Raw genomic sequence first — 18,316 nt, 5'->3', positions numbered from 1 at the left:
TTCGTCTCTAATTTACTTCGGCGCGTAATTTTGGTTGACGTACTCATCCACAATCACTTGGAAGTCTTGGGCAATATTATCACCACGCAGTGTTTTTACTTTCACGCCATCAACGAATACGGGTGCCGCTGGCGTTTCTCCGGTACCCGGTAAAGAGATGCCGATATTGGCGTGCTTACTTTCACCTGGGCCGTTAACGATGCAACCCATCACAGCCACATTCATCGCCTCTACACCAGGGTGGGTTTTCTTCCACAGTGGCATTTGTTGGCGGAGGTAAGACTGAATATTGGCAGCCAATTCCTGGAAGGTCGTGCTGGTCGTTCTGCCACAACCCGGACAAGCAATCACCATCGGCGTGAAATTACGTAAGCCCATGGTTTGCAAAATCTCTTGGGCCACAATAATTTCATTCTCACGCGGTGCGCCTGGATCAGGAGTTAAAGAAACGCGAATGGTGTCACCAATGCCCTCTTGCAACAAGATTCCCAATGCGGCAGTAGAAGATACGATGCCTTTACTGCCCATACCGGCTTCCGTTAAACCTAAATGCAAGGGAAAATCTGAACGGCGGGAAAGATCTCGATACACCGCCACTAAATCCTGCACATTACTCACTTTGCAAGACAAGATAATTTGATTGGGGCTCATACCCAACTCCACTGCCTTTTCTGCTGATTGCAAGGCCGACTGAATTAAGGATTCAATCATGACTTCTTGAGCAGTCTTCGGATCTGCTAAGGCAGCATTGCTATCCATGATGCTAGCCAGCAAGTCTTGGTCCAAACTACCCCAGTTCACACCAATCCGAACGGGCTTGTCATATTTACAAGCCGCTTCAATCATTTGCGCAAATTGCGTATCGCGTTTAGCACCCTTACCGACATTACCCGGATTAATACGGTATTTGGATAAAGCCTTGGCACACTCTGGATAGTCGCTTAACAAAGTATGGCCGTTGTAATGGAAGTCGCCAATCAAAGGTACGAACACATCCATCTTGTCTAACTGTTCACGGATATAAGGCACTGCCGCGGCGGCTGCCGGTGTATCCACTGTAATTCGCACCATCTCTGATCCCGCGCGAGCCAGTTCTTTTACCTGAATCGCTGTCCCAACCGCATCTGCCGTATCGGTATTCGTCATCGATTGAACACGCACAGGCGCATCCCCACCGATGGTGACGATATTGGTTTTCCAAGCAACAGTAGCTTGACGTGTTGTTCTCTTAGACGCTGGACCTAGGGGAAGCGGCGGAAGATGGTTAGATGAATTACTCATTGGGAATATTGGGGAATATTGAAGATGTTGAAAATCGCTAGTTACGTTAGTCGTCTAATTTTTTGAGCCATTGCACTGAGCGCTCAGATTGATACTCTGGTTCTTGTTCTTCTTCATCAAGGTCAAGATCGTCTGCGTCTACTTTTGCATCAGCCTCTTCATCAAGTTTGATTTGATTCTCATGAATAGCACGTTCACGCACCCGAGTACGGTCTACAACATCACCTGCCAACTGACCGCAGGCGGCGGCAATATCATCGCCTCGTGTTTTTCTAACCGTTGCAACCATACCGGCGTCTAACAAAATGCTAGCAAAGGCATGAATGCGTTGAGCTGATGAGCGCTTTAATCCAGACTCTGGGAAAGGATTGAAAGGAATGAGGTTGACCTTACATTTAATGTTGGCTAATAAGCGCACGAGTTCTTTTGCCTGAATGTCAGAGTCATTGACTCCGTCGAGCATGCAGTATTCAAAGGTTAAGAAATCTCTTGGCGCGAAAGGCAAATAGCGTTCGCAAGCGGCAAGTAATTCTCTTAGGGGGTATTTCAGATTCAGGGGAACTAGTTGGTCGCGCAACTGATCGTTTGGTGCGTGCAAAGATACGGCTAATGCTACTGGGCAATCCTGTGCCAAGCGATCAATCATCGGCACGACGCCGGAAGTAGAAACCGTGACGCGACGACGTGATAAACCATAGGCTTTATCGTCCAGCATTAAGCGTAAGGCAGTTACTACGTTGTCGTAGTTCAGCAGAGGCTCGCCCATACCCATCATCACGACATTAGAGATGACACGGCCAGTATGTTCCCAGCCTGGGGTTGGATATTCCTCGATACGGCGAATTGCATTGGGATCGTTGCGCAACAAGTGCTCAGCGAACCAGAGCTGGCCGATGATTTCTCCGGCAGTAAGGTTACGTGAGAAGCCTTGACGACCAGTGGAGCAGAAACGGCAATTAACAGCGCAACCAGCTTGAGAGGAAATACACAGCGTGCCGCGATCATCTTCAGGAATAAAGACTGACTCCACGGCATTGCCAGCGCCCACATCCAGCAACCACTTGCGGGTGCCATCGGTGGCGTGTTCATCTTTAATTACCGGAAGAGAAAGGACTTCGACTTTATCTAGCAGCGTTGCTCGAAAGCTTTTTGCTAGATCACTCATGTCGTTGATGTTAGATACACCACGTTGGTGTATCCACTGCATAAGTTGTTTCGCCCGAAAAGGCTTTTCATTTAACCCCGCGACATACGCTGCCATTTGGTCAGCGTCAAAATCTAAGAGATTTACGCGCGGGGAGGTCAATGCGACTACTTATCTATATTCAATAGCGTGTTCGTTTGCAATCGCCGATTAACGATTGAAAACATTCATGCCAGCGAAGAAGAATGCCACTTCAACAGCGGCAGTTTCAGGAGCGTCAGAACCATGAACCGCGTTTGCATCGATGCTGTCAGCGAAATCGGCACGGATGGTACCGGCGTCAGCCTTCTTAGGATCAGTAGCGCCCATCAAATCACGATTCTTCAGAATAGCGCCTTCGCCTTCCAATACCTGAATCATGACAGGACCGGAAATCATGAAGCTCACCAAATCCTTAAAGAAAGGACGTGCTGAGTGAACTGCGTAGAACTGCTCCGCTTCTGCTTGTGACAAATGTGCCATTCTCGACGCAATAATCTTCAAACCAGCAGATTCGAAACGGTCATAGATCTTACCAATCACGTTTTTTGCTACCGCATCAGGTTTGATAATCGAAAGGGTGCGCTCAATAGCCATGTAAGACTCCAATAGTGAATTCAAAAATATAAGCTGAAATAGCGCAAAAAGAGGTATTACAGAGAATGACCTCCTTCCCACCTACAGCGCGCCAGAAAATCAGCGACCCCCGAATTATACATCGGCTGAGCATATTTACCCTATCGGAAGCAGGGCTAAGCTATTGAATTTACAGGGTATAACCCTTCAATTTGTAGTTCTTTTCAGGGGGGACTTGAAATTTGCCTATTTTGTCTATACTTAGTTCTAAGAGTCCCTAGTGGACTAGTGTAATTACTTTGAAGAAGGAGTCATTGTGAGCGATCTTAACTCTTACGGCTTTGGGCAAACTGGTTCGGTTAGTACCCTCCAAATACGCAACCGCGTATTGCGCAACACCTATGCACTATTAGCACTATCAATGGTGCCTACTGTGATTGGTGCATGGCTTGGCGTTGCATTCGGATTGAACTTTATGGCGAGTAGCCCCTTCTTGGGCTTCATCGTCTTTATGGCAATTGCTTTTGGCTTTTTCTGGGCGATTGAGAAAAACAAGGACACCGGTGCCGGCGTCCTGCTGCTGCTAGGTTTCACCTTCTTTATGGGCATCATGATGTCCGGCCTGGTGGGTTACACCTTAAATAGCTTCAGTAATGGCGCTACCTTAATCATGCTGGCATTCGGCGGCACTGCATCGATTTTTGCAGTGATGGCAACGATTGCTACTGTGAGCAAGAGTGATTTCTCCGGTATGGGCAAATGGTTGATGGTAGGTGTATTGCTCCTGATCGTTGCCTCATTGGCCAACATCTGGTTGCAGTTGCCTGCTCTGATGTTGACTGTGATGATATTGGCAATCGCCATTTTCTCTGCCTTCATCTTGGTCGACGTTCAGCGCGTCATCAATGGCGGTGAAACTAACTACGTGATGGCTACTTTAGCTATCTACTTAGATGTGTACAACGTCTTCACCAACTTGCTCGCATTATTGGGCATTGTTGGCGGAAATCGTGACTAAGTAATCCTCAGTAGAAATACTGAGTCCACTTCAAAGGCGCCTGCGGGCGCCTTTTTAGTTGCCTACGAACAGGTTAATTGCAAATGCCAGGGCAAATAAAATCAAGAGGATGGCAAAACTATCTGAGGTTTTCATAACAAGCTCCTAAGGCAGATGATGGTTGATGCAGAATGGCTGCTCTGCTTCATTTCAAACTACGCTTTCATGAGAACCTTGTACCACCACATTGCACCACAATCATGCATCATGCACCTCAATAGATCATGAGTGGATCATCGCTGGATCATCGCTGGATCATAACAGGCGCTCAAAGACGGCCATAGACTCGACATGCGAGGTGTGCGGGAACATATTCACAATTCCTGCACCCTTGAGCACGTAGCCAGCCAGATGGCACAGGATATCGGTATCTCTAGCTAAGGTTTTTGGATTACAAGAGACGTACACAATACGCTGTGGTGGCAGATTACTGCCTTGCTCATGCAATTGCGTTAATGCCTGACAGATCTCCATCGCACCTTCACGCGGGGGATCCATCAACCAGCGATTCGCCTTACCCCAAGAGGCAATCGTTTCCGTCGTGACTTCGAATAGGTTGCTTTGCATAAAGCGCGCTTTATCAGCCAGTTGATTGTGCTCGGCATTTTCTTTAGCCCGCGTTGTGAGGCTTTCTAGACCCTCAATACCCAAAACAGCATTCGCCCTTCTCGCTAAGGGGAGTGTGAAATTACCAATGCCACAGAACAAATCCAGCACACGGTCAGTGGGCTGCACTTCTAACAACCGGACTGCCCTACTCACTAAAGCACGATTCATCAGGTGATTAACTTGCGTAAAGTCAGCAGGCTTAAACGGCATCTCTACTTCAAACTCTGGGAGACGATAGCAAAGCTTGCCGGTTAAAGGGTGGAATGGTGCAACGGTTTCGATTCCCTTGGGTTGCAACCATACCCATACTTCGTGCTCATCAGCAAAATCCCTCAGGAGTTGTTCATCTGCTGGCGTTAACGGTAATAAATTACGGAAAACTAATGCAGTGACGGGTTTTGTTTTTTTAGGGTCATCTGAATTCGGATCCTCAGGCTCGCCCACTGCAATTTCGATTTGGGGCATGCGATCAAGAATAGATAAGGCGTTGACTAATTTACGCATTTCAGGGAGTAAATCAGAAATAGACTTCGGCAAAATCTCACAAGCAGTCATGTCAGCAACATAAGCACTCTTACCCTCATGAAAGCCAATCAGTACTGTGCCTTTTTTGATGGAACGGTTGACGGCACTTAAGCGCGCGCGATGTCGATACTCCCATGCCGGTCCACCCATTGGGCGCAGGATTTCTTCGGGGGTTACTTTAGCGATGTGCTTTAAGTCATCCTCAAGCACGCGCTGCTTCATCGCCACCTGTGCTCGAATATCTAAATGCTGCATCGTGCAACCGCCACAGATACCAAAGGCTTTGCATTTAGGCTCTGCCCTAAAGACAGCAGGCTTCAGAATATTGAGTACTTTAGCCTTGCTGAAGCGAGCCTTCTCACGCGTCACCACATATGTCACTAACTCCGTTGGTAGCGCACCTTGAATAAAAATGACTTTGCCACTGTGGCCTTGAGCGGTCTCTTCTTCGTTGGGGGCTAAGCGCGCAATTCCTTGGGCATCCAGATCCAGAGACTCTACGCGGATAGGCTCAGTGACTTCAATATGAACCGGCTTTTCGCCTCTACGCATCCGGAGCAAAACCGAGTAGGTATTCTTGCCACTGGGCACCGTTGGGTTCTTTAGACTCTTTTTCTAAATACGCTTTAACGAAAGTGATTTCTTCTTGGTACTCTGCCATCGAGAAACCACCGCGCATCAATTGAAAGCGGCAATACATTAAATAGGTATTCACCACATCAGTTTCGCAATAACGACGAATATCATCAATCTTCCCGTCTAGATAGGCAGGCCATACCTGACTGCCATCCATCCCCATCTTGCCAGGAAAGCCACACAATTTAGCCAAACCATCCAATGGTGCATTGGCTCGGCCATTAAATTTTGCCAAGAGATCCATCAGGTCAAGGTGACGCATGTGGTAACGACTGATGTAGTTGTTCCACTTAAATTCACGGCTATCATTTTCCTGGCTCTCACCCATCTCCCAATAGCGCGGAGCTTGTATGTGATTAGCTAAAGCGCGGTAATGCAGTACCGGTAAATCAAAGCCACTACCGTTCCAAGAAACCAGCTGGGGAGTATATTTTTCAACGAGCTCAAAGAAAGTCTGAATCAATACCTTCTCATCATCTTGAGCCGTGCCTAATGTGCCGACTTTGATTTGAGGCGTGCCTTCTTTAGTCGTCCTACGAATGACGCAAGAGATAGCACAAATGCGCTGCAGATAGAGCGGCAGAAAATCACTACCGGTTTTTTCTGCTCGAGCAGCCATTGCTTTGCTTGCAACCTCGCTGTCAAGCATCGAATCTGGATAATCTTCGAGACGACGCAGGCCCGCCACATCAGGAATAGTTTCAATATCAAATACGAGTACGGTTGCCATGATTGAGGCCTACTTAAACAGCAGTTACTGCAAATATGGCGTTGGATTTACTGGCTTGCCATTGACGCGCAATTCAAAATGAAGCTTGATTGAGTTGGCATCGGTATCGCCCATCTCCGCAATCTTCTGCCCTTTTTTGACGGCGTCACCCTCTTTTACTAAGAGCGTGCGATTGTGAGCGTAAGCCGTGAGATAGGTATTGTCATGTTTAATAATCACAAGATTGCCATAGCCACGCAAACTATTGCCAGCGTAAACAACCTTTCCATCGGCAGCAGCAGTAATCGGATCACCTAACTTACCGGCGATATCAATCCCTTTGGTTTTTTCACTGAAATCCTCGCTGACTTTGCCTTTGGCTGGCGATGACAAACGAATACCTGGCTCAGCAACTATGTCTTTTGACGCTTCTGGCTGCGGGGTATTAGAGGCATCCACCTTGGGTGTGTCCGGTTTGGATGTTGGCTTAGCTGCAGGCATTGAACCAGCTGGCGGCTTCACCAAGATCAGATCTCCAATTTCGATCAGATTGGGGTTGGCCATATTGTTCCATTGCGCTACATCACGCGGAGATTGCCCATTGTCCAAAGCAATGCGTGCCAAGGTGTCACCCCGTTTGACACGGTAATAGCCAGGAGGCGTAGTTTCGGAACTGCCCCCACTTCGGTCCACTACATTCGCTGGCTTGGCTCTGGGCGTGGTTGAACAGCCCGCGTTGAGTGCAAGAGAGATGACCGCCAAGACTAAAAGGACGTATTTGGACATTGGGTTAAAGGTTTTTTTCATACTACCCCTGATTGTAAGGGGACAAAAAAGACCTCGTCCAGAACAGTCCTTTGGTAGCGCTGCGAGCTCATACGCTCTACCATGATCAATTGCTGCTCTTTTTCATTTTTGGCAACGGGGGCTACCAGGCGGCCACCAATAGCCAGCTGATCCAATAAGGCATCCGGAATACCTAATCCAGCAGCAGCCAGAATGATCCCATCAAAAGGGGCAGCCTGAGGTAATCCTAAGATTCCGTCGCCATAAATCAGGCGTAGATTTTTAATCCGAAAAGGTCGCAGCTTCTCTCTTGCCATATCGTGCAGAGGACGAATCCGCTCAATCGAGTACACCTCATCAGACAATAAGCTCAGAACGGCTGCTTGATAGCCACAGCCAGTGCCAATCTCTAAAACCTTGCCGAGGGTATGTCCACGCTTATGCAAAAGCTCGATCATGCGCGCCACGACGGATGGCTTAGAAATCGTTTGAGAATGCCCAATCGGTAAGGCGGTATCTTCATAGGCTTGAGGATGCATCCCAGCATCCATAAAGGCATGGCGTGGCACCGTGGCAATTGCCTCTAATGTTTTACCGTGCCTTACTCCAGCCGCCAAGACTTTAGCGGCTAAGGACTGCCGATGTCCGGCGTTGCGCTCAGCAGAAGACTTCAACCGCGGTCCCAACCATTAACCCGCATCGCAGCCAAGCGGGCATGATGGGTGAGATCCAACTGCATGGGGGTAATCGAAATGCAACCATCCTCAATTGCATGAAAATCAGTACCCTCTGAACTATCTTTCGCATCCCCTGCCGCACCAATCCAGTAAATCAAATCACCGCGCGGGCTTTTTTGCACGACTACCGGCTGTGAATGATGGCGATTGCCTAAACGCGTCACGCGCCAGCGATACAGATCCGCATAGGGGCGATTGGGGATATTCACATTCAGTAAGGTAGCGGCGCCTTCTGCGTGCGCCAGTTTAGAAACTAGCATTTGCGCAACGATATCGTGTGCCGCTTTGGCAGCATCTTCAATCCGATTCCAACCCCGATCAATTTGGGAGAAGGCAATGCCAGGCACACCAAACATCACGCCTTCAACTGCAGCAGCCACGGTACCAGAATACAAAGTATCTTCACCCATGTTCTCACCTTGATTAATACCGGAGATCACGAGGTCGGGTTTCTCATCCAAGAAACCCGTCATCGCAATGTGCACGCAATCAGTTGGAGTGCCATTGATAAATAGAAACCCATCACGCTCTCCACCAGCCACGCGATGAATCGATAGGGGTCGTGATAACGTTAATGAATTTGAGGCGCCACTGTGATTTTGCTCGGGTGCAATTACGGTAACTCGCCCTAATGGACGGATTGCATTCACTAAGGCCAAAAGGCCCGGCGCAAGATAGCCATCATCATTGGAGATGAGGATGTGGGGAATTTTATTGTCCATCATGATTAAACCAGTCTAGGAGTAGGTTTGCCATCAGTGTTGCCTAGGGTACTGCCTTTACCCCTACCTTGACTTCTCCCTCTGACCCAAGCATAGAGAACAGGCAGTACTAATAAAGTGAGGATCGTCGTAGTGATCATGCCACCAACAATCACTAGCGCCAGCGGTCGTTGAGCCTCAGAGCCAATGGAATGAGATAAGGCTGCGGGCAAAAGTCCGAGGCCTGCAAGCATCGCGGTCATTAATACGGGCCGCACTCTAAGGGCGGCACCATCAACCATGGCATCTTTCATAGCGCCATGCTCATGAGCAATTGTTTTATTAATATACGAAATCAAAATCACCCCGTCTTGGATAGCAATACCGAATAAAGATAAGAAACCAAAGAGTGCAGAAATGCTCAACGTTTCACCGCCCAAGTGCAGGGCAATAATTCCGCCAATGGCAGCAAAAGGCACATTAACCAACACCACTGTTGCATCACGAATGTTACCCAGGGCAGCAACTAGCAATAAAAAGATTGCAAGTAAGGTCAATGGAATAATCACCATCAGCTTTTGCTGGGCAGCCTTCATTTGATTAAATTGACCATCCCATGAAATCATGTAGTTAGTTGGTAAGGTGACATTTTTCTCAACCAAGTACTTGGCATCCTCAACTGCGCCACCCAAATCTCTACCCCTGACACTAAAGATGACAGCAATATAACGCTTACCTGCTTCACGATAGATAAAGAAGGGTCCATCGGTCAACTTGACATTGGCGACCATCGATAAGGGCACTTTTTGCCCGTTGGGAGAATCAATCAACAAGCTGGCTACATCTGGAATATCGTTTCGGCTCGCCTCATTCAAACGAACGGCAATACCAAACGTTTTTTCATCTTCCAAAAAGTTAGAGACTGGAGCGCCGCCAATCGCGTTCGCTACCACGGTTTGAATATCACTAACATTGATGCCGTAACGGGCAGCGGCAACTCGGTCAATCTGAATATTGAGTGTTGGCTGGCCCAATTCTTTTAAGATATTCTCATCTTCGATGCCGCGTACTTTCTTCAACTGTGCAACCACTTCGTGGGCCTTATCGTTTAAGACATCTAAATCTGAGCCATAAATCTTGACGGAGTTTTCGCCCTTGACACCCGAGAGCGCTTCATTGACGTTGTCCTGAATGTACTGAGAGAAACTGAAATTGACCCCAGGAATCTTGGTAAGCTCGGCCTGGAGATGCTCCAGCAAAAGCGCCTTATTAGATCCCTTTGGCATTTCATCAGGAGATTTAAGATATAAACCATATTCTTGATTAAATACGCCTGTGGAATCAGTCCCATCATCAGGTCGGCCAATTTGTACCGCCACTTTTTCCAGCTCCGGCTGCTTTAAGAAAAGTTCACGCAATTGATTCGACACTTTGATTGAATAATCCAAGTCAACGGTATTGGGTAGAGTCACCCGCAGCCAGATATTGTTTTCTTCGAGAGTCGGCAGGAATGCAGTGCCTAAGCGGGTAGCGCTCAGTAGGGTCAATCCTAAAATAAACACGGAAACGGCAATCACATGCCTTGGGTGATCCATCCACTTTCGTAGCAATGGCCTATACCGCTCAAGCATCCAAGTAATAAATTTAGGTGGCGAGTGATGAAAATTATCACCAAACACTAAGGAAATAGCAGCTGGCAAAAAGGTTAAGCTCAAGATGATGGAGGCAACTAAAGCAAAGCCCATGGTGAAGGCCATTGGCTTGAAGATGATCCCTTCTACTCCGCCCATCAAAAATAGTGGTGAGTAGGCAACAATAATGATGCTGGTTGAATACACCATGGCTCTTTGCACTTCACTGGTCGCGAGAATGATGCTTTGCTTCAGTCTGCTGCCTCTTTCTTCTAAGTGACGCATCACGTTTTCAGTGACAATCACTGCCGCATCTACGATCACCCCAAAGTCAATGGCCCCCAGAGAAATTAAATTGGCAGGTACATTAAAGATGTACATCTGAATGAAAGAAAAACAGAGTGCCAGCGGAATAACTGCGGCTACTACCGCAGCAGCTCGCATATTGCCCAAGAAAATATAAAGCAAGACCAACACCATGGTGATACCAAAAAACATGGTGTGTTTGACGGTACCAACCGTAATGTCCAGCAATACCTGACGGTCATAGAAAGGCTTGACCTCAATGCCCGGAGGCAAAATGTGGTCATTTATGTTGGTAATTCTTTCACGTACGCGGGCCAAAACTTCAGAGGCATTTTCACCACGGCGCAGATAGACAATACCCTCAACAGAATCAGGATTTTCATCAAACTGAAACAGGCCTAAGCGTGGTGCATTGCCAATTTGAACTGTAGCGACATCCCCTATACGAACTGGTACGCCCTTGTTCACAGCAATGACTACCTGCTTGATATCCTCAATATTTCTTAATAAGCCCACGCCACGAACTACAAATTGCTGCTCTCCACTGGGCAAAATACCACCACCGATATTGTCATTCGCTTTAGACAACGCCTCAATTAGCTGAGGGACCGTGACATTTTTGGATTGCAAGCTCTCAGGGCTAACGATTACTTGATATTGGCGAACTTTGCCACCAAAAGAAGAAACATCAGCAACGCCAGGAGTTTGCTTGAGCTCTTTATAGATCTCGTAGTTCTGTAGTGTTTTTAAACGGGTTGGTGAGGCGTAGTCTGATTTAACTTGATAGCGCAAGATCTCACCCGTCGCATCAGAGTCTGGGCTAACACTGGAGTTCACTCCCGGCGGAAAATTGACATTGGCAAGACTGGAAAAGAATATCTGCCGAGCTTTAAAGGCATCAGCACTGTCATTAAATTTCAGAGTAACAACTGAAAGCCCAAAAAGAGAAACCGAGCGAAATGTCTTTACGCCGGGGATACCAGCTAAGGCATTTTCAACTGGAATAGTGACTTGCTGCTCGACCTCTGTCGTGCTGCGTCCAGGCCACTGAGAAATGGCTTGAATGGTTAGAGGTGCAACACCAGGATAAGGCTGAATTGGCAACTGCTTCAGGCTAAAGGCCCCCAAACACAGCAAGATACCAGCAGCGACCATGATGATGACGCGTTTTTCTAAAACCCCCCGAATAAATGAGGTGACGAAACTCACTTATTCCTCCTGCTTTGCAAAGCGATCATTCAGCAAGACTGCGCCGTCAGTCAGCACTTGCATGCCTGGCTCCAACCCTTCGGTCACAGCAAATCGCTTGCCATCTAAGTCATAGCCCTTAATTGCAAATCGACGAAAAGTATCAGAGGCTGTTTTGATGATGACGTAACGCATTTCGCGCACCCGCACGATAGCTGTCTGAGGAACTACTACCGCCTCAGCATCACCGACTTTTAACTTGGCGCTAACATACATATCTGGACGCAACAAACCTTCTGCATTCTCTACGTCACAACGAATTAATAGGGCATGCGTCTCAGGGTCAATCACTGGGGAAATGTAATTGGCAACCGCGGTGAACTCCCGATCTGGGTAGGATTGAGAGCGCAAAATAATCGTCTGGCCCTTCTGAATTTTGCGGATATCCTGCTCATAAACACTCCCCAGGAACCACAGCTCACGCGGATTTGCGAGGGTAACCAGAACATCTCCTGCGTTCACAATTGAACCTGGCTCAACGGAACGCTTGACAACGATACCCTCTAATGGCGAACGCATCACTAGGTTCGCCTGAGTTTTACCATTCTTCTCCAGCCCTTTAATATCTCCCTCGCCAACACCCAGGTTGCGTATCCGATTGGCTGCAGCCTGTTGGGTAATGGAGGCATCTGCCATGAGATCACTCATGGACTTATTTGCTTCAAGGATTTTTGCCATCTTTGATGACAATAAATATTCCTGTTGGGCAGAAATAAAGTCGGGGCTATAAAGCTCGATTACCGGAGAACCGATGCTGACATTCGCTCCATCGAATGCATAAATACGCTCAACTCGGCCAGGCGCTCGAGCCGACAGTACTTTGGACTTTTCAGCATTAAATGCCAGACGTCCAGGAACATTTAACTCGACAGGAACGGGAACTTTGACTGCGGTTTGAAAAATATAAATATTAGGATTGAGTTCAACTCCTGGCAAACGCAATTCCATCGAACCCGTTTTTTCAATCTTTAAACTCTTATCCGTCTTCTCTATCTTGACGGGGCGATTTACATTGACCGCCAAGCCAATCACGATACCGAACATCAGAATGGAAATGCTAATCGCAGCAAAGCGAATGCGGGCACGGGTCGAAGCCTCTAAGGCCCAGTACGATGTTCGTAGCTCCTCTAATTTGACGCTAGCGTGATGGAGTAGTTCGCCCCATAGGCGCTTCGAGGTCTTGAGCCCAGATTGCAAAAAAGAAAGAATTTTGTCTTTCAACACTGCTCCTTAAAAAGGTTCTTTGCCAGAGGTCACTAGCAATACTGCTTGGGCCTGCAGAAGATTGCTCTCCGCTAGCGCTAATTGAACTTCGAGGTTACGCAATTGAGTCTGCGCTGTCAGTAAATCATTAAATCCCTGACCATTATTAGAATACTGCGTTAAACCTACCTTATAAGCAGCATCTGCTTGAGGCACTTGACGCTCTTTCAAGAATTGGGTTTGATTCTTCGCTTGCTCATAAGCTGCAAAAGCACTATTCACGGCCAACACAATTTGCTGCCGATTCGAAATATTACCCGCTTCAGCGGCCGCTTGATTCCGTTGCGCCTGCTCTACTCCGTATTTCTCCTTGGTGAAGAAATACAGCGGAATGATCAGGTCTAGCTCTAGCTGATAAAACATTGCGCCATTGTTTGCAGAAAAAGGGCCTCGGGGAGTGAAAGACGATCCAATTACCTGAAAGTCTGGTAAATAGGCTTTCTTTGCTAAATCGACGCCCTTGCGGGCTGCATCGAGTTGTAATGCGGAACTCTTTAAGGAGGGATGACTCGTTTCAGCATAATCCTCCAATTCAACTAAGGTTGGCACGCTAGTCATCGCCCGACGCACATCACCACGCAAGACTAACTTCTCTCGTGAGTGGCGACCGACCAAGGTATTGATATTGTTGAGCGCCACTTGTAGTTGACGCTCTACGTTAAATTGATCAGCTTGGGCCGCACTTTGCGAGACCTGCGCGTTGAGATATTCCACGTAAGCAGCGGCATTATTGGAATAACGTGCTTTAGCGACGTTCTTGATCATCTCCAAACGCATCACAGATTCTTTTAAGACTTGCAATTGTTTTTGGGATGCCAGAGCGCCGTAATACAAAGTCGATAGCTGGGCACCCAATTGCAAATAGGTGGATTCACTCTGGGCCAGAAGCGCCTCAGCATTGGTGTTGGCAATATCTGCAGCCAAACTCTTCTTGCCTGGGAACTGAAATGGCTGAGCAATAGAAATTGAATTGTTGCTACTAATACCCCCACCCCCCGGGTTTGAAGGACTTGGTGCATTAGCGCCACCCAAAGCAAATGGCGAGTTCACTGGCATACCAGACCAGACCAGACCAACCTGGGGATTGGCTGGTGCATTAATCTGGGGCACGGTTGCTTTGGCAGATAAGTAAGATTCACGCAAAGAGGATAGTTGCGGATTGTTAATCTTTAACTCGGTCCACAGTTGACGCAAATCCATTTCAGCCGGGCCAGAAGGTGCGCCCTTGGCGTAAATCTTCGGCATATTGCTAGGAGTAACTGGAGCAAATAGGGAGGCTGCATTTGCCGCACCAGTGTCATTACCTACAATTGGAGGCGCAGACAATAGCGCTTTGGATTCATTCGTCTGAACCGTCACGCTGGCAGGGGATGATTGCGCACAAACTGAGGGGATTAAAAACACAGATGCGACAGCACAGATTGCCCGCTTGAAGGGGGTGATGTTCGGAATAATCAATTCGCTCGTTTTAATCTGGGCGTGAATCAAATCGACTGCCTCTAAATCTGTACTAATGCTGTTTTTATAGCCCCAGATGCAGATTTATCTGTCTTTACAGGGGGTTTGGGTGATTATAGGTGAGAAAAGCCAAAAGTCTATTAATAGAGGATTTCTATCTTATTGATTCTAAAAGAAATAATGAAATCTCAGCACCCTCAAATACTCAAAACTCCGCATGAATCCTAAAAGAGAGGATGTTTACCGGGCCACGGGCAGAGTTATAGGCTGGATTGATGATGTGTTGGAAGTTCAGTCCAGCAAGGACGTTCTTAACTACCGTCGCGTTGTAATAGACCTCACCAATGCGCTCTGGTGTGTAAGAGATCGTTTGATTTCGGCTGGCATAGTCGCCAATGAAATAAGAAACGCCGCCTGCTTGCAGATAGCTGCGACGGTAGCTAGATAAACCATTTTGCATCATGGAGACACCGATGCTGTCATGGGGGCGCTGCCAGCTTGTGCCATTCATACCCATACCAATCGAGAGCGAGTTATCTGCTTCAGTAAAGGACATGGTTTCTGTATGGCCATCCGATGTGAAGGCACGTGCATAGACACCCAGATCTTTGGTCAAGGCTTGCTCACCATGAATACCAATACCGGTTTTAAATTGATTGCTGGTGCGGACATTATTAATAGCCTGTGTTCCCTGGGCATTGTTCTGGATCACATAATTTGTCGCATCCTCAAACCGGGCCAAGATCATTTTGTTGCGATAGGCCAATACGCTGACCTTACCTGGTAGGTCGGCAATATGGTGTTGACGTTCTACCTCAATCTGATCACCATAGTTGTTAAAGATTTGCCAATTCAGATCACGGCCATTAGGAGACTTAGGAGCCAACATGCGTGATGCACGCATCACCCAGTTATCGAGATACCACTCCCCTGCTAAGCCCCAGCTGTAGCCACGCGCATCGGCTGCATAGTCATAGGCGAGATAGGTCATATTGCCCCAGTTCATGAACTGTACCCGGGGATCTTTGGCGTAACGACTGTCATCAAAGATATCGAGCGTAGAGAACTGACCGCCAGTGAGCACTACGCGATTGCTACTCACAGTCTGCGTAATTTGATTGGCTTCGTTCTCGAGCACGACTTTGTCGCCCTCTTGATTAATCGTATGACGTGCAAAGGCGCGGGCAGAATAAAACTTCGCTTGGGCTCCGCCCGCTTTGGTTGCTTCGCCATTTGTAAAACCAGCCAAACCGGTTAAGCCAGAAAATGGCACTCCAGAAACAACTTCTGGATTGAAATACACATCGGTATTCGGTGCAATGCGAGCACCAAAGAATAATGTACCTGACCAGGTGTAGCTCATCGATTTCTGAGCATTCAAACTGTTCTGACCAGAATAGGATGAGGTGAAATTGTTGTAGCGCTGGTTAATGTAAGTTGTTTGACCGTGAATGTTCACTGGTAAACCAAAGAGCGTTCCTTCAGTGGGTATATCTTCAATGGGGGCAGCAAATGTAGCAACTTGGTCTGAACCCGATCCTGCTTTTTGAGCGAGCGCATTTGTACTACAAACTGCAGCAAGCAAACTCAACAGGAGAAGATAGGACTTGTGGGTCATTCACAATTTCACAATAAGTAGCATCAATGGCCAGTAACCAGTAAAGCTAATTAGAAAGGCACGGTGCGGGATTGAAGTCGCGCAAAGACACAAAACGGATTATCCCCAAAACGGGGCAATTTACCTAGAATTTGTGTCTCTTTAGTGACGAATGGGCTTAAGAGAATTGGTATTGAGGATATCAAGCAACATTTGAGGTGTTAATTCTGAATGGTCTTCAGCCAGTTTTCCGAAGCGCACCCAATGCTCAATTTGTTGCGATGGTGATCTTCCGTTTACCTCCCTAGCTTTTCTGGCTTGCATAACTAGGTCGTGAGATATCCGAATCACTTTAGGCATTATTTGTAGATGTGCTTACGGTCACCAACACTTACAATGAGAATGTTGATCTCTTTATCTCGGATGGAGGCAATAATTCGGTGATCACCCACTCGATAACGCCAGTAATTACCATATAACGTTCCTTTTAAAGCTTCGCCAAGATTTCTTGGATCGACCTGTGCAGCGAGCCGATTCCTACAAAACTCTAAAATTCTTTTAGCTACCTTACGATCTAACTTGCTCAATTGTTTTTCTGCTGATGGAAGAAACTCAATCAGCCAAACCAAGATTTCGCTCCACTTGATCCAATGGAATAGCTTTTACTTTGCCACTTTTTAGCGCCTTCATCCCTTTATCTGCCAGATATAGGTCTTCTAAATCCTCTAAGTAGGTCAGTATTGCCTCTCGGGCATAGAAGGTTTTAGTTCTGCCAGTGGCCTTGGCTAAATAATCTAATCTCAATTCAATTTCCTTGGGTAATCGTATTGCCAACATATGCCCTCCCTATTTTTGCTATACAAGTATAGCAATTTTGACGAATTGATAAGGGAACGCAGCTAGAACAACATTAATAAAAAAAAGTAAGTTGAGAAATACCCTAGAAATTAGGGCATCTTCAATTAAATACTAAGGAAAGATTTTATTGAAATAGCGTCTGGCATTCAACGCTAATCACAAAAGGGTTTTTAGGAAAACTAGCCTACTGTGCGGCGATCCATCAACGCTCTAGCCAAGGTGCCTGCATCCACATATTCAAGCTCTCCACCAACCGGAATGCCTCTGGCAATTCTGGTGACTTTGATGCCTTTGGCTTTGAGCATCTCACCAATGTAGTGGGCTGTAGCCTCACCTTCACTTGTGAAATTCGTTGCCAGCACCACTTCTCTTACGGGCAATCCAGTATCGGGTGCTTCAATACGATTGAGCAGTCGATCAAAATGAATTTCATTTGGACCCATGCCATCGAGGGGTGAGATACGACCCATCAAGACAAAGTAGTTTCCCTTAAAGCTCAGCGTCTGTTCCATCATCACTTGGTCAGCCGGTGTTTCCACAATGCAAAGCAGCGATGAATCTCGGCGATCATCAATACAAGTGATACAGATTTGGGTTTCTGAAAAAGTATTACAACGAGCGCAGTGGCCTACAGTCTCTACTGCTTCACCTAATGACTTGGCTAATATGGCGGCACCATTGCGGTCATGCTGAAGTAAGTAAAACGCCATGCGTTGTGCAGACTTGGGGCCCACTCCTGGCAATACTCTGAGAGCCTCAATCAAACGACCAAGGGCATCTTGTGGGGCTTCATGGCGCGCCATTAAATAAACCGTTTTCTATTAATGATTAAAACGGCAACTTAAATCCAGGAGGCATCGGCATACCCGCTGTTGCTCCAGACATGACTTGTGAGCTAGCCGCTTCAACTTGCTTGAACGCTTCTGTATAGGCAGTTACTAATAAATCTTCGAGCATCTCACGATCATCCATTGCACCTGGATCGATCTGTACGCGTTTCATTTCGTGTTTACCAGAGATAGTAACTTTGACTAAACCACCAGCGGCTTGGCCAGTCACTTCGAGCGCAGCCAACTGCTCTTGCGCTACTTTCATCTTCTCTTGCATCTGCTGGGCTTGTTTCATCAAACCAGCAAGGCCGCCTTTCATCATTGC

At 47.2% G+C, this 18,316-nt stretch carries 17 protein-coding genes and 1 pseudogene; 1 reads left to right on the top strand and 17 read right to left on the bottom strand.

What is annotated here, in order from left to right; translation table 11 throughout:
- Nucleotides 1–12: 12 nt before the first annotated feature.
- The 3 genes from ispG to ndk all read right to left on the bottom strand — a co-directional run bounded on the left by ispG (nucleotide 13) and on the right by ndk (nucleotide 3,061).
- A complete protein-coding gene (gene ispG / locus ICN15_RS04460; RefSeq protein WP_216201422.1) occupies nucleotides 13–1,281 on the bottom strand; it encodes a flavodoxin-dependent (E)-4-hydroxy-3-methylbut-2-enyl-diphosphate synthase in 1,269 nt (422 codons plus the stop codon).
- Nucleotides 1,282–1,327: 46 nt separating this feature from the next.
- Nucleotides 1,328–2,542 (bottom strand): 23S rRNA (adenine(2503)-C(2))-methyltransferase RlmN, encoded by a 1,215-nt coding sequence (rlmN, locus tag ICN15_RS04455; protein WP_370625416.1) that lies wholly within the window; start codon nucleotides 2,540–2,542, stop codon nucleotides 1,328–1,330.
- A 93-nt stretch (nucleotides 2,543–2,635) separates the two neighbouring features.
- The gene (ndk, locus tag ICN15_RS04450) at nucleotides 2,636–3,061 is read right to left on the bottom strand and encodes a nucleoside-diphosphate kinase (protein ID WP_216201421.1); all 426 of its coding nucleotides are present in this window, start codon (nucleotides 3,059–3,061) and stop codon (nucleotides 2,636–2,638) included.
- Between the two features lie 295 nt (nucleotides 3,062–3,356).
- On the opposite strand from ndk, the gene ICN15_RS04445 reads away from it, so the two are divergent.
- Entirely contained in the window at nucleotides 3,357–4,058 is a 702-nt protein-coding gene (locus ICN15_RS04445; RefSeq protein WP_370625401.1) for a Bax inhibitor-1 family protein, read from the top strand.
- A gap of 294 nt (nucleotides 4,059–4,352) precedes the next feature.
- Here the strand turns inward: ICN15_RS04445 and rlmD are convergent, their stop codons facing one another.
- From rlmD to ICN15_RS04375, 14 genes and pseudogenes are all read right to left on the bottom strand, one after another.
- The gene (gene rlmD / locus ICN15_RS04440) at nucleotides 4,353–5,783 is read right to left on the bottom strand and encodes a 23S rRNA (uracil(1939)-C(5))-methyltransferase RlmD (RefSeq protein WP_216201420.1); all 1,431 of its coding nucleotides are present in this window, start codon (nucleotides 5,781–5,783) and stop codon (nucleotides 4,353–4,355) included.
- A complete protein-coding gene (locus ICN15_RS04435; RefSeq protein ID WP_216201419.1) occupies nucleotides 5,776–6,597 on the bottom strand; it encodes a 3'-5' exonuclease in 822 nt (273 codons plus the stop codon). The genes rlmD and ICN15_RS04435 overlap by 8 nt, the downstream gene beginning before the upstream one ends.
- A 24-nt stretch (nucleotides 6,598–6,621) precedes the next feature.
- Complete coding sequence (locus ICN15_RS04430) at nucleotides 6,622–7,383, bottom strand: peptidoglycan DD-metalloendopeptidase family protein (protein WP_216201418.1); 762 nt, start codon at nucleotides 7,381–7,383, stop codon at nucleotides 6,622–6,624.
- Nucleotides 7,380–8,003 (bottom strand): annotated as a pseudogene (locus tag ICN15_RS04425) (protein-L-isoaspartate(D-aspartate) O-methyltransferase); the annotation flags it as partial. The pseudogene ICN15_RS04425 and the gene ICN15_RS04430, both read right to left, overlap by 4 nt.
- 29 nt (nucleotides 8,004–8,032) lie before the next feature.
- Complete coding sequence (surE, locus tag ICN15_RS04420; protein ID WP_216201544.1) at nucleotides 8,033–8,821, bottom strand: 5'/3'-nucleotidase SurE; 789 nt, start codon at nucleotides 8,819–8,821, stop codon at nucleotides 8,033–8,035.
- Nucleotides 8,822–8,826: 5 nt separating this feature from the next.
- A complete protein-coding gene (locus ICN15_RS04415) occupies nucleotides 8,827–11,946 on the bottom strand; it encodes a CusA/CzcA family heavy metal efflux RND transporter (RefSeq protein ID WP_216201416.1) in 3,120 nt (1,039 codons plus the stop codon).
- A complete protein-coding gene (locus ICN15_RS04410) occupies nucleotides 11,947–13,209 on the bottom strand; it encodes an efflux RND transporter periplasmic adaptor subunit (protein WP_370625400.1) in 1,263 nt (420 codons plus the stop codon).
- A 6-nt stretch (nucleotides 13,210–13,215) separates the two neighbouring features.
- Nucleotides 13,216–14,736 carry a TolC family protein gene (locus ICN15_RS04405; RefSeq protein ID WP_255532857.1) on the bottom strand — a complete coding sequence of 507 codons (1,521 nt, stop codon included), beginning with the start codon at nucleotides 14,734–14,736 and terminating at the stop codon, nucleotides 13,216–13,218.
- A gap of 175 nt (nucleotides 14,737–14,911) precedes the next feature.
- The gene (locus ICN15_RS04400; protein ID WP_216201415.1) at nucleotides 14,912–16,324 is read right to left on the bottom strand and encodes a carbohydrate porin; all 1,413 of its coding nucleotides are present in this window, start codon (nucleotides 16,322–16,324) and stop codon (nucleotides 14,912–14,914) included.
- 141 nt (nucleotides 16,325–16,465) lie between these two features.
- The gene (locus ICN15_RS04395) at nucleotides 16,466–16,663 is read right to left on the bottom strand and encodes a ParD-like family protein (RefSeq protein WP_255532856.1); all 198 of its coding nucleotides are present in this window, start codon (nucleotides 16,661–16,663) and stop codon (nucleotides 16,466–16,468) included.
- Nucleotides 16,663–16,932, bottom strand: coding sequence for a type II toxin-antitoxin system RelE/ParE family toxin (locus ICN15_RS04390; RefSeq protein WP_216201413.1), 270 nt, complete (start codon nucleotides 16,930–16,932; stop codon nucleotides 16,663–16,665). Before ICN15_RS04390 ends, ICN15_RS04395 begins: the two co-directional genes overlap by 1 nt.
- Complete coding sequence (locus ICN15_RS04385) at nucleotides 16,916–17,140, bottom strand: CopG family transcriptional regulator (RefSeq protein ID WP_216201412.1); 225 nt, start codon at nucleotides 17,138–17,140, stop codon at nucleotides 16,916–16,918. The genes ICN15_RS04390 and ICN15_RS04385 overlap by 17 nt, the downstream gene beginning before the upstream one ends.
- A gap of 200 nt (nucleotides 17,141–17,340) precedes the next feature.
- Nucleotides 17,341–17,964: a recombination mediator RecR gene (gene recR, locus ICN15_RS04380; protein WP_216201411.1), complete on the bottom strand. Its 624-nt coding sequence runs from the start codon at nucleotides 17,962–17,964 to the stop codon at nucleotides 17,341–17,343.
- A 25-nt stretch (nucleotides 17,965–17,989) separates the two neighbouring features.
- On the bottom strand, nucleotides 17,990–18,313 hold the full coding sequence (locus ICN15_RS04375) for a YbaB/EbfC family nucleoid-associated protein (protein WP_046330302.1): 324 nt from the start codon (nucleotides 18,311–18,313) through the stop codon (nucleotides 17,990–17,992).
- Between the last annotated feature and the right edge of the window lie 3 nt (nucleotides 18,314–18,316).

The organism is Polynucleobacter sp. CS-Odin-A6 (assembly GCF_018882095.1).
GTDB lineage: Bacteria > Pseudomonadota > Gammaproteobacteria > Burkholderiales > Burkholderiaceae > Polynucleobacter.
Note: the sequence above shows the minus strand (reverse complement) of the source record. Positions and strands in the feature narration are given on the sequence as shown.